Source organism: Salmonella sp. NW645 (assembly GCF_051703725.1).
GTDB classification, from domain to species: Bacteria; Pseudomonadota; Gammaproteobacteria; order Enterobacterales; family Enterobacteriaceae; genus Salmonella; species Salmonella enterica.
On record NZ_JAMMKR010000013.1, the window covers coordinates 22,490 to 34,800 of the forward strand.

The following is a 12,311-nucleotide window of genomic DNA, read 5'->3' on the forward strand; positions in this document are numbered from 1 at the left end:
TTTCGAGCACTGCCGGGAGGCGAAATGGCAAGTAAACCAGCCCCTTTTCAGATTCTACAGCCTCATTGGCATAACAACATAGGCAGCCGACTGTGACGCCGCATCCTCAATCTGTACGCTGGATACGGAATCCGTCAGCATAATGCGCACGGTTTCGCACTTCAGCGCATTGAGCACGTCCAGCACGTAACTGACGTTAAAGCCGATTTCCATCTCCGTCCCGCCGTAGCTCACGTCCAGAATCTCTTCCGCTTCTTCCTGTTCCGGGTTATTGGCGGTGATTTTGAGCTGATTCTCACTGACATACAGACGCACGCCGCGGAATTTCTCATTCGAGAGGATTGCCGCGCGGGCAAACGCCTGCTTGAGGATATCGCAGCCCGCTTCCAGATGTTTATCCGGATTCTTCGGCAGAACGCGACGGTAATCCGGGAAGCGACCATCCACCAGCTTCGAGGTAAAGATAAAGTCGCCGACGTGCGCGCGGATATTATTACTGCCGATCTGCACGCGCAACGGGTTTTCGCCACCGTCAAGCATACGCATCAGTTCAATCACGCCTTTACGCGGCACAATCACCGAGTGGCTGGGTAAAGACGCCTCCAGCGGCATTGAGCACACCGCCAGACGGTGGCCGTCAGTCGCAACAGTGCGCAGTTCGCTGCCTTCCGTTTCAAACAGCATACCGTTTAAGTAGTAGCGCACATCCTGATGAGCCATCGAAAACTGGGTCGCTTCAATCAGGCGCTTCATCGTGGCCTGCGGCAGCGTAAATTCAACTTCGCTTTGCCAGTCGTCAAGATTCGGGAAATCGGCGGCAGGCAGCGTAGACAGCGAGAAGCGGCTACGGCCAGAACGCACCAGCATCCGATCGCCTTCCAACTGAACGGCAATCTCCGCGCCCTCCGGCAGGCCGCGGCAGATATCAAAGAATTTCCGCGCCGGCACGGTAGTAGCACCCGGCTCATGCGGCTGAGAAAGCGTAACGCGCGCGACCATCTCCATTTCAAGATCGGTGCCGGTCAGAGAAAGCGTACCGTCCGCTACCTGGAGGAGCAGGTTACCGAGAATCGGCAGCGTAGGACGACCGCCCAGCGGGCCGCTGACCTGCTGAAGCGGTTTTAATAAATGTTCACGTTCAACGGTAAATTTCATAGGATCACGACGACAATGTTCTGATTAAATTCGAAAAATCTTCTTTGATATCGTGGCTTTCTTCACGCAGTTGCTCAATTTTACGACAGGCATGAAGTACGGTAGTGTGGTCGCGCCCGCCAAACGCATCGCCGATTTCCGGCAGACTGTGGTTGGTGAGCTCTTTTGCCAGCGCCATAGCCATCTGGCGCGGACGTGCTACCGAGCGAGATCGACGCTTAGAAAGCAGATCCGCAATTTTGATTTTGTAATACTCCGCCACCGTCTTCTGAATATTGTCGATGGTGACCAGTTTTTCCTGCAACGCCAGTAAATCGCGCAGCGCTTCGCGCACAAAGTCGATAGTAATCGCCCGGCCGGTAAAGTTGGCATTGGCGATCACCCGGTTCAGCGCGCCTTCCAGCTCACGCACGTTAGAGCGTAGACGCTTGGCGATAAAGAACGCGACCTCGCCTGGCAGACGAATATCATTTTCGTCCGCTTTTTTCATCAGGATCGCCACGCGGGTTTCCAGTTCTGGCGGTTCGATCGCCACTGTTAGCCCCCAACCAAAGCGGGACTTGAGACGATCCTCAACGCCGTTGATCTCTTTCGGATAGCGATCCGACGTCAAAATGATCTGCTGATTGCCTTCCAGCAGAGCGTTAAAGGTATGGAAAAACTCTTCCTGGGATCGTTCTTTATTGGCGAAGAATTGAATATCGTCGATCAGCAATGCGTCAACGGAGCGGTAGTAGCGTTTAAACTCTTCGATGGCGTTATTTTGCAGGGCTTTTACCATGTCCTGCACAAAGCGCTCGGAGTGCATATACACGACTTTCGCGTTGGGTTTGCGCGCCATAATGCCGTTACCCACCGCGTGCAGCAGGTGAGTTTTACCCAGACCGGTGCCGCCATAGAGGAATAACGGGTTATAGGCGCCGCCAGGATTATCCGCCACCTGACGTGCCGCCGCGCGCGCCAGTTGGTTGGATTTACCTTCGACGAAGTTATCAAATGTATGTTTAACATTGACGTTGGAGCGGTAGGTCGGCTCCGCCGGCGCTGGTACGTTGTCCCAGCCCGAACGGGCCGCAGGCGCTACGCGCTGCGGCTGCGCCGTCGTTGTCTGCGCAGGCGCGACAACGTTATGCACAGGCGTTTTTAGCGTTTGCGTAACGGGCTTTGTTCCCACTTCAAAACGCAGTTGTGGGGCATCCGCGCCGCAGAATGTGTTGAGTAACCCATTGATATTGTTGAGGTACTTATCTCTTACCCAATCGAGCACAAAACGGTTTGGCGCATACAAAGCCAGCGTGTTATCGCTCAGTTCCGCCTGCAACGGGCGTATCCACATACTGAATTCTGTGGCTGGTAACTCATCCTGCAATCGGGCAAGACACTGCTGCCAAAGCGAAAGTGACACGGCGGACTCCACTCGAACAAAAGTCGATAAATGACAAAGGCTGATACATTAATGATTGTTGGCGCACGTCGATAAGACCCTGCATGAAGGGTGACGCACGAACCGCTGTCTGCGGTTTTCACGGATCTTTCAAACGATCGCGACTTCACGCAGTCTGAAAGATTTCGTGTTCATGCCTGACCAGGATCGTTTGAAACGATCAGGACCGCGGATCATAGCCTAAACTGAGCAAGAGATCTTCTGTTTCTCACAGATTCTTCCCGATTTATCCACAGGACTTTCCAGGAAAGGATAAGTGTAATCGATCCTGGGGAACTCCTGTACGCTTTCGCGCGCATATTGAAAAAATTAATAGGTAAAGGTGAGCAGACGCCTAAAAGATCGCATAAAGATCCAGGGCGATCCTTGCGCTTTACCTGGCAGTCCGTATAATTCTCCACCCGTCGCGCAATGCCCGTCATATGGCGTCAACGCTGCTTATTTTCCGCACAAAAAGGCGTGGAAAATCGCGGGAAAATAAGGAAAGAGAATTGACTCCGGAGTGTACAATTATTACAATCCGGCCTCTTTAATCACCCACACTGTGGCGTAAGTCGTTCAAAGTTTGTTCGGGTATACGCAAAAGTCAGTGAATTTATTCAAGTTTAGGTAGAAATCGCCATGAAACGCACTTTTCAACCGTCTGTACTGAAGCGCAACCGTTCTCACGGCTTCCGTGCTCGTATGGCTACTAAAAATGGTCGTCAGGTTCTGGCACGTCGTCGTGCTAAAGGCCGCGCTCGTCTGACCGTTTCCAAGTAATAAAGCTAACCCCTGAGTGGTTAAGCTCGCATTTCCCAGGGAGTTACGTTTGTTAACTCCCGCTCATTTCACATTCGTCTTCCAGCAACCTCAACGGGCTGGCACGCCGCAAATCACCATCCTCGGCCGCCTGAATTCGCTGGGGCATCCCCGTATCGGTCTTACCGTCGCCAAGAAAAATGTTCGACGTGCGCATGAACGCAACCGGATTAAACGTCTGACGCGTGAAAGCTTCCGTCTGCGCCAGCATGAACTTCCTGCAATGGATTTCGTGGTGGTGGCGAAAAAAGGGGTTGCCGACCTCGATAACCGTGCTCTCTCGGAAGCGTTGGAAAAATTATGGCGCCGCCACTGTCGCCTGGCTCGCGGGTCCTGATAGCCCTTATTCGGGTCTATCAACGCCTGATCAGTCCGCTGCTTGGGCCGCATTGTCGTTTCACGCCAACGTGCTCAAGCTACGGAATTGAGGCATTGCGCAGGTTTGGAGTGATAAAAGGCAGTTGGTTGACGGTGAAACGCGTATTAAAATGCCACCCTTTACACCCTGGTGGTGACGATCCCGTCCCGCCCGGACCATTTGATACCAGAGAACACTAACGATGGATTCGCAACGCAATCTTTTAGTCATCGCTTTGCTGTTCGTGTCTTTCATGATCTGGCAAGCCTGGGAGCAGGATAAAAATCCGCAACCTCAGACTCAACAGACCACGCAGACAACGACTACCGCAGCGGGTAGCGCCGCCGACCAGGGCGTACCAGCCAGTGGCCAGGGGAAAATGATTACGGTGAAAACCGATGTGCTTGATTTGACTATCAACACCCGTGGTGGTGATGTCGAGCAGGCCTTGCTCCCGGCTTACCCGAAAGAACTGGGTTCCAACGAACCGTTCCAGCTGCTGGAAACCACCCCGCAGTTTATCTATCAGGCGCAAAGCGGCCTGACAGGCCGCGACGGCCCGGATAACCCGGCGAACGGCCCGCGTCCGCTGTACAACGTCGAGAAAGAGGCGTTTGTACTGGCCGACGGTCAGAACGAACTGCAGGTTCCGATGACTTATACTGACGCCGCAGGCAACACGTTTACCAAAACGTTTGTCTTTAAGCGTGGCGATTATGCGGTTAACGTGAACTATAGCGTGCAGAACACCGGCGAAAAACCGCTGGAAGTCTCCACCTTTGGTCAGTTAAAACAATCCGTCAACCTGCCTCCTCATCGCGACACCGGCAGCAGCAACTTTGCGCTGCATACGTTCCGCGGCGCAGCGTACTCCACGCCGGATGAGAAGTATGAGAAATACAAATTCGACACCATTGCCGATAACGAAAACCTCAACGTCAGCTCCAAAGGCGGTTGGGTGGCAATGTTGCAGCAGTATTTCGCCACCGCATGGATTCCGCGTAACGACGGCACCAACAATTTCTACACCGCCAATCTGGGTAACGGCATTGTCGCTATCGGCTATAAAGCGCAGCCGGTACTGGTACAGCCAGGCCAGACTGGCGCGATGACCAGCACCCTGTGGGTCGGCCCGGAAATTCAGGATAAAATGGCGGCTGTTGCACCGCACCTGGATTTGACCGTGGACTACGGCTGGTTGTGGTTCATCTCTCAGCCACTGTTCAAGTTGCTGAAGTGGATCCACAGCTTTGTGGGCAACTGGGGCTTCTCCATTATCATCATTACCTTTATCGTTCGCGGTATCATGTACCCGCTGACCAAAGCGCAGTACACGTCAATGGCGAAGATGCGTATGCTGCAGCCGAAAATTCAGGCGATGCGCGAACGTCTTGGCGATGATAAACAGCGCCAAAGCCAGGAGATGATGGCCCTGTACAAAGCGGAGAAGGTTAACCCACTGGGCGGCTGCTTCCCGCTGATCATCCAGATGCCTATCTTCCTGGCGTTGTACTACATGCTGATGGGTTCCATTGAACTGCGTCATGCGCCGTTCGCGCTGTGGATTCATGACCTGTCCGCACAGGACCCGTACTACATTCTGCCGATCCTGATGGGCGTAACGATGTTCTTCATTCAGAAGATGTCGCCGACCACCGTGACCGATCCGATGCAGCAGAAGATCATGACCTTTATGCCGGTCATCTTTACGGTGTTCTTCCTGTGGTTCCCGTCAGGTCTGGTGCTGTACTATATCGTCAGCAACCTGGTCACCATCATTCAGCAGCAGCTGATTTACCGTGGTCTGGAGAAGCGTGGCCTGCATAGCCGCGAGAAGAAAAAATCCTGATTCGGTGTAGGCCGGATAAGGCGAAGCCGCCATCCGGCAAGGCGCGCCGGTCAGCCTGATGGCGCTAACGCTTATCAGGCCTACAATCAAAAGGCGGTCATATGACCGCCTTTTTTTATTGCAACAAAGTTGAGACTAACCATGAGCCATAACGACACTATCGTCGCCCAGGCAACCCCACCGGGACGCGGTGGCGTGGGTATCCTGCGTATCTCTGGTCTGAAGGCGCGCGACGTTGCGCAAGAGGTGCTGGGCAAGCTGCCGAAGCCGCGCTATGCCGACTACCTGCCGTTTAAAGACGTTGACGGCAGCGCGCTGGATCAGGGTATTGCGCTGTGGTTCCCCGGCCCGAACTCCTTCACCGGTGAAGATGTGCTGGAGCTACAAGGGCACGGCGGTCCGGTGATCCTGGACCTGCTGTTAAAACGTATCCTGACGCTTCCAGGCGTGCGCATTGCCCGACCGGGCGAGTTCTCCGAGCGAGCGTTCCTCAACGATAAGCTCGATTTAGCCCAGGCGGAAGCCATTGCCGACCTGATCGATGCCAGTTCCGAACAGGCGGCGCGTTCGGCGCTAAACTCGTTACAGGGGGCATTTTCCGCCCGCGTTAACCACCTTGTGGAAGCACTTACTCACCTGCGAATCTACGTCGAAGCGGCTATTGATTTTCCGGATGAGGAGATCGACTTTCTCTCTGACGGCAAAATCGAAGCGCAGCTCAATGGCGTCATCGCCGATCTTGACGCCGTGCGCACCGAAGCGCACCAGGGTAGCCTGCTGCGCGAAGGGATGAAGGTAGTGATTGCCGGACGCCCGAATGCCGGGAAATCCAGCCTGCTGAATGCGCTGGCAGGCCGTGAAGCTGCCATTGTCACCGATATCGCCGGTACCACGCGCGACGTGTTGCGCGAGCATATTCACATCGACGGGATGCCGCTGCATATCATCGATACCGCCGGACTGCGCGACGCCAGCGACGAAGTTGAGCGTATCGGCATCGAACGCGCCTGGCAGGAGATTGAACAGGCCGATCGCGTGCTGTTTATGGTGGATGGCACCACGACGGACGCCGTGGACCCTGCCGACATCTGGCCGGACTTTATCGCCCGTCTGCCCAAAAATCTACCGATTACCGTGGTACGTAACAAGGCGGATATCACCGGCGAAACGCTGGGTATTAGTGAAGTAAATGGTCACTCACTGGTTCGCCTCTCGGCGCGTACCGGCGAAGGTGTTGACGTGTTACGTAACCACCTCAAGCAAAGCATGGGGTTTGAGACCAATATGGAAGGCGGCTTCCTGGCCCGTCGCCGTCACCTACAGGCGCTGGCGGAAGCCGCTGAACATCTTGAGCAGGGTAAAGCGCAGTTATTAGGCGCATGGGCGGGGGAACTGCTGGCGGAAGAATTGCGCCTGGCGCAGCAAAGCTTAAGTGAGATTACCGGCGAGTTTACCTCCGACGACCTGCTGGGACGGATTTTCTCCAGCTTCTGTATCGGCAAATAACGTTGTGTTGCCCGGTGGCACGATGCTTACCGGGCCTACAGAACCCGTAGGCCGGATAAGGCGTTTACGCCGCTATCCGGCAACAATAATTTCCCATGAGGAAATCACTGTTGTCCAAATGGCAACTCGTCTCGCGCAACGTCGCCCCGTATTCTTAGCGCCACACTTTTCGTGAGGCCGCTATGAAACGTTTTCTACTGTGTAGTTTTGCCCTGGTTTTACTCTATCCTGCCGGTATTGATATGTATCTGGTCGGTTTACCGCGTATAGCCGCCGATCTGAACGCCAGCGAGGCGCAGTTGCATATCGCCTTCTCCGTTTACCTGGCCGGAATGGCGACGGCCATGCTGTTTGCCGGGAAGATAGCCGACCAGTCAGGCCGCAAGCCGGTCGCGATCGTCGGCGCGCTCGTCTTTATGATGGCCTCACTGCTTTGTTCATGGGCGTCGGAAGGCTCGCTATTTCTGAGTGGGCGTTTTCTTCAGGGGGTAGGAGCAGGCGGCTGTTATGTGGTGGCGTTCGCCATTCTGCGCGACACGCTCGACGAGCATCGTCGGGCGAAAGTGCTGTCATTATTGAATGGGATTACCTGTATTGTGCCGGTACTCGCCCCGGTGATGGGGCATTTGATTATGCTTCGTTTCCCCTGGCAAAGTCTGTTCTATACGATGTCCGCGATGGGCATTATTGTGGGCCTGTTATCACTGTTTATCCTGCGCGAGACGCGCCCGGCAAGGCTGGCTCCACGCGATTTATCACGATCGTCGCCCGCCGCCGAGTCGCTGATTAACCGTTTTTTCGTCAGTCGACTGGCGATCACCACCCTTAGCGTGTCGGTGATCCTGACCTTCGTCAATACCTCTCCAGTGCTGCTGATGGAGGTGATGGGATTTAGCCGTGGCGACTATGCCATTACCATGGCGCTCACCGCAGGCGTCAGCATGGTCGTCTCTTTTTCTACCCCTTTTGCGCTTGGGTTATTTAAGCCGCGAACCTTAATGCTCGTCTCACAGGGGCTGTTTTTGACGGCTGGCGTGACGTTAAGCCTTGCTCATACCAATACCGTCACGCTCTTTGGCCTGACGCTTATCTGCGCCGGATTCTCGGTTGGTTTTGGCGTCGCGATGAGCCAGGCGCTGGGGCCGTTTTCGCTGCGCGCCGGAGTGGCCAGTTCCACGCTGGGTATCGCGCAGGTTTGCGGTTCATCACTGTGGATTTGGCTGGCGGCAATACTCGGTATCAGCGCGATGAATATGCTGATCGGGATTCTGATTGGTTGTAGCATAGTGAGTATTCTGCTGATCTTCTCCGTCACGCCCAACAGGTCCGTAGCCGAGCATGAAGAAATCCCTTACCAATCTCGATCTTAATCTGCTGTTATGCCTACAGTTACTCATGCAGGAGCGCAGCGTCACTAAAGCTGCAAAACGGATGAACGTAACGCCCTCTGCGGTCAGCAAATCGCTGGCGAAACTCCGGGCATGGTTTGACGATCCGCTGTTCGTCAATACGCCGCTGGGCCTGGCGCCGACGCCGCTGATGGTCAGTATGGAGCAAAGTCTGGCGGACTGGATGCAGATGGGGAACCAACTGCTTGATAAGCCGCATCATCAAACGCCGCGCGGTTTAAAATTTGAGTTGGCGGCAGAGTCGCCGCTGATGATGATTATGTTTAATTCACTGTCGCAGCAGATTTATCAGCGCTATCCGCAGGCTACCATTAAGGTTCGCAACTGGGATTATGACTCGCTGGAGGCGATTACGCGTGGGGAAGTCGATATCGGATTTACCGGACGCGAAAGCCATCCCCGCTCGCGAGAATTGCTCAGTCTGTTGCCGCTCGCGATTGATTTTGAGGTGTTGTTTAGCGATTTGCCGTGGGTCTGGCTGCGGGAAGATCATCCGGCGCTGCGCGAAGCGTGGGATCTGGACACATTTCTGCGCTACCCGCATATCAGTATTTGCTGGGAGCAAAGCGATACCTGGGCGCTGGATGATGTCCTGCAAGAAATGGGACGCAAACGTCATATCGCGTTGAGCCTGCCGGGGTTCGAGCAGTCGCTCTTTATGGCCGCCCAGCCGGATCACACCCTGATAGCAACCGCGCCGCGCTATTGCCAGCACTACAATCAGCTCCACCAGCTACCGTTAGTGGCGCGCCCCCTGCCTTTTGATGCGCAACAGCGGGAAAAGCTGATGGTGCCGTTTACCCTATTATGGCACAAACGTAATAGTCATAATCCCAAGATTGTGTGGCTACGACAGGCTATCAACACGCTCTGCCGTCGCCTTATCTGACCACCTGCGTTGATAAATTAACCTTCCTCTTACCAGAAATGTCACCGTCTGATTAAAGAACGTTCTGAAATTGAATTTTTAGCGCGTAAAACCTGTCCATAATTTACGTTAATGTTACTCTCGTCATTATCACGGCCCATTAATCACGGAGCGAAAAATGGCGACTCACTTTGCCAGAGGGATACTTACGGAAGGACAGTTGGTTTCAATTCGTCTCTCTTCGTCTTGCCATATTGAAGCCAGAAACCTGCCTGCTCACCGACGAACGCGTTTTCTCGCCTCCAGAGGCCTTCTTGCCGAACTGATGTTTATGCTGTACGGAATTAGCGAGCTGCCGGAAATCATTATTCAGGCGAAAGGTAAACCCGCGTTTCGTGACAAAAATCTGCCAGGTTTTTCTATCTCCTACGCCGGAAATATGGTTGGCGTGGCGTTGACCACCGAAGGAGAGTGCGGGCTGGATATGGAATTACAGCGCACCTCCCGCGGCTTTCACCATCCGCATTCGCTCGAACGCCACCCTTTCTCCCGTAATGAAAACTTATGGGTAGCCAATCAAAACGATCCCAACGAAGCGCGAGCGCAACTCATCACATTGCGCCAGAGCGTGTTAAAACTCACCGGCGATGTCATGAATGACGATCCGCGGGAGCTGCAACTTTTACCCGTTGCCGGACGCCTGAAGTGCGCGCATGTCACGCAGCTTGAAGCCGTGTGCGATGCGGAAGATGTGCTGGTATGGTCCGTAACCGTTACGCCAGCGATAGAAAAATTAAAAGTGTGGGAGTTCGATGGCAAACTGGGCTGGAAAAGCCTGCCCGATATCCAGACGCGCGCCAATGAGCCAACCGGACGTCTGATGCGATTCGCCCAACTCCCCGCCGCCAAATCGTATACGCTTAATCGTTCATAATGAAAAAGGGGCACGTATGTCTGAAACGCTGAATGTGGTTACATTGCTGGGAAGTTTACGCAAAGGTTCCTTTAACGGGATGGTGGCGCGTACTCTGCCTAAAGTCGCGCCGGCAGGAATGACGGTATCGCCGCTGCCTTCGATCGGGGATATTCCGCTGTATGACGCCGATATCCAGCAGGAAGAGGGATTTCCAGCCAGCGTAGAGGCGCTGGCGGAGCAGATTCGCAACGCTGACGGCGTCGTCATTGTGACGCCGGAATATAACTATTCCGTTCCCGGCGGCCTGAAGAATGCCATCGACTGGCTATCCCGTCTGCCTGAGCAGCCGCTGGCAGGTAAGCCCGTTCTTATCCAGACCAGTTCAATGGGGGCGATTGGCGGCGCGCGCTGCCAGTATCATCTGCGCCAGATTCTGGTGTTCCTTGATGCGATGGTGATGAATAAACCGGAATTTATGGGCGGCGTGATTCAGAATAAAGTCGACCCGCAACTGGGCGAAGTGATTGAGCAGGGAACGTTAGATCATTTGACCGGTCAGTTGACCGCATTTGGCGAGTATATTCAGCGCTTTAAAGCGTAAGTTATTTAAAAACCCTCCCCCCGATGGGGCGAGGGTTCATTTCATTAGTGTGCGTCAATAAACACAATCTTCAGCACGAATAACAGCGCGACAATCACTACGCACGGGCTAAGGTCGCGCAGGCGACCGGTACCGATTTTCATCACGCAGTAAGAGATAAAGCCCAGCGCGATACCTTCGGTGATCGAGAAGCTAAACGGCATCATTACCGCCGTAATAAACGCCGGGACCGATTCGGTTAAATCCTGCCAGTTTACCCGCGCCAGGCTGGAGGTCATCAGCACGCCGACGTAAATCAGCGCGCCCGCCGCCGCGTAAGGCGGCACCATGCCCGCCAGCGGCGACAGGAAGATAACCAGCAGGAACAAAATACCGACCACTACTGCCGTCAAACCGGTGCGACCGCCCACCGAAACGCCGGAAGACGATTCAATATAAGCGGTCACAGAAGAGGTTCCGACAAATGCGCCAGTGACGGAAGAGATACTATCAACAAACAGCGCCTGCTTCATGCGCGGGAATTTGCCTTTCGCATCCGCCAGGCCGGCTTTATCGGTCACGCCAATCAGCGTACCGGAGGAGTCAAACAGGTTTACCAGCATGAAGGAGAAAATAACCCCCGCCAGGCCAAGATTGAACGAGCCTGCCAAATCGACATGCCCGACCACGCTGGTGACGCTTGGCGGCGCGGAGACAATGCCGTTGTAGTGCACATCGCCCATCATCCAGCCAAGCAGCGTCGTGACGATGATGGACACCAGCACCGCCGCATGAATGTTGCGCGAAGCGAGAATCGCAATAATAAAGAATCCGAGAACCCCCAGCAGCACGCTGTGCGAGGTCAGGTTGCCGATGCTGACCAGCGTTTCTGGATTGGCGACAATCACGCCGGCGTTTTTTAGCCCCATCATGCCGATAAACAGGCCGATGCCGCTGGTGATGCCCACGCGCAGGCTGACCGGAATGTTGGCGATCATCCAGTAACGCACGCGGAAGATAGTCAGCAATAAAAGACCAACAGCGCCCCAGAAAATGGCGCCCATGCCTACCTGCCACGGCAGTCCCATTGCCTGAACAACCACGAAGGCAAAGAACGCATTCAGCCCCATCGCGGGCGCCAGCGCCACCGGCAGGTTAGCGAACAGGCCCATCAGAATACTGCCAAAGGCTGCAATCAGACAGGTGGTCACAAAGACGGCGCTGGTGTCCATGCCAGCTACGCCCAGAATTTGCGGGTTAACAAAAACGATATAAACCATCGTCAGGAAAGTGGTAAAACCGGCGATCACTTCGGTTCGTGCCGTCGTGCCATGTTCGCGCAGTTTAAACACGCGTTCCAGCATACCCTGACCAGAAGCCTGGGTGGTGTGTTGTTGACTCATTATCAATTTCCGGAGAAAGGAG

The 12,311-nt window shown here is 54.5% G+C and carries 13 protein-coding genes; 10 read left to right on the top strand and 3 right to left on the bottom strand.

All coding sequences use genetic code 11. The features are described from left to right. Window positions 1–54 precede the first annotated feature (54 nt). Together dnaN and dnaA are read right to left on the bottom strand one after the other, a co-directional pair. Window positions 55–1,155: a DNA polymerase III subunit beta gene (gene dnaN / locus NA389_RS20770; RefSeq protein ID WP_000673474.1), complete on the bottom strand. Its 1,101-nt coding sequence runs from the start codon at window positions 1,153–1,155 to the stop codon at window positions 55–57. Window positions 1,156–1,159: 4 nt separating this feature from the next. Continuing rightward, window positions 1,160–2,560, bottom strand: a complete 1,401-nt coding sequence (dnaA, locus tag NA389_RS20775; protein WP_000059093.1) for a chromosomal replication initiator protein DnaA — start codon at window positions 2,558–2,560, stop codon at window positions 1,160–1,162. 339 nt (window positions 2,561–2,899) lie between these two features. On the opposite strand from dnaA, the gene NA389_RS20780 reads away from it, so the two are divergent. From NA389_RS20780 to NA389_RS20825, 10 genes are all read left to right on the top strand, one after another. After that, window positions 2,900–2,992 (top strand): hypothetical protein, encoded by a 93-nt coding sequence (locus NA389_RS20780; RefSeq protein WP_418142141.1) that lies wholly within the window; start codon window positions 2,900–2,902, stop codon window positions 2,990–2,992. Window positions 2,993–3,220: 228 nt separating this feature from the next. Then, the gene (gene rpmH, locus NA389_RS20785; protein WP_000831330.1) at window positions 3,221–3,361 is read left to right on the top strand and encodes a 50S ribosomal protein L34; all 141 of its coding nucleotides are present in this window, start codon (window positions 3,221–3,223) and stop codon (window positions 3,359–3,361) included. Window positions 3,362–3,377: 16 nt separating this feature from the next. Beyond that, window positions 3,378–3,737, top strand: coding sequence for a ribonuclease P protein component (gene rnpA, locus NA389_RS20790; protein ID WP_000239725.1), 360 nt, complete (start codon window positions 3,378–3,380; stop codon window positions 3,735–3,737). Continuing rightward, window positions 3,701–3,958 (top strand): membrane protein insertion efficiency factor YidD, encoded by a 258-nt coding sequence (yidD, locus tag NA389_RS20795; protein WP_001307474.1) that lies wholly within the window; start codon window positions 3,701–3,703, stop codon window positions 3,956–3,958. The genes rnpA and yidD overlap by 37 nt, the downstream gene beginning before the upstream one ends. Window positions 3,959–3,960: 2 nt before the next feature. Beyond that, window positions 3,961–5,607, top strand: a complete 1,647-nt coding sequence (gene yidC / locus NA389_RS20800; RefSeq protein ID WP_000378283.1) for a membrane protein insertase YidC — start codon at window positions 3,961–3,963, stop codon at window positions 5,605–5,607. Between the two features lie 141 nt (window positions 5,608–5,748). Beyond that, a complete protein-coding gene (gene mnmE / locus NA389_RS20805; RefSeq protein WP_000019072.1) occupies window positions 5,749–7,113 on the top strand; it encodes a tRNA uridine-5-carboxymethylaminomethyl(34) synthesis GTPase MnmE in 1,365 nt (454 codons plus the stop codon). Window positions 7,114–7,295: 182 nt separating this feature from the next. Beyond that, a complete protein-coding gene (locus NA389_RS20810) occupies window positions 7,296–8,483 on the top strand; it encodes an MFS transporter (RefSeq protein WP_000819620.1) in 1,188 nt (395 codons plus the stop codon). Then, window positions 8,452–9,411: an HTH-type transcriptional regulator YidZ gene (yidZ, locus tag NA389_RS20815; protein WP_000749365.1), complete on the top strand. Its 960-nt coding sequence runs from the start codon at window positions 8,452–8,454 to the stop codon at window positions 9,409–9,411. Before NA389_RS20810 ends, yidZ begins: the two co-directional genes overlap by 32 nt. Before the next feature lie 157 nt (window positions 9,412–9,568). Continuing rightward, window positions 9,569–10,324 carry a 4'-phosphopantetheinyl transferase family protein gene (locus NA389_RS20820; RefSeq protein ID WP_000190678.1) on the top strand — a complete coding sequence of 252 codons (756 nt, stop codon included), beginning with the start codon at window positions 9,569–9,571 and terminating at the stop codon, window positions 10,322–10,324. Window positions 10,325–10,340: 16 nt separating this feature from the next. Continuing rightward, window positions 10,341–10,907: an NADPH-dependent FMN reductase gene (locus tag NA389_RS20825; protein ID WP_000005226.1), complete on the top strand. Its 567-nt coding sequence runs from the start codon at window positions 10,341–10,343 to the stop codon at window positions 10,905–10,907. A 44-nt stretch (window positions 10,908–10,951) separates the two neighbouring features. Here NA389_RS20825 and adeP read toward each other — a convergent pair whose 3' ends face one another. Continuing rightward, window positions 10,952–12,289, bottom strand: coding sequence for an adenine permease AdeP (gene adeP / locus NA389_RS20830; RefSeq protein ID WP_001521829.1), 1,338 nt, complete (start codon window positions 12,287–12,289; stop codon window positions 10,952–10,954). Window positions 12,290–12,311 lie beyond the last annotated feature (22 nt).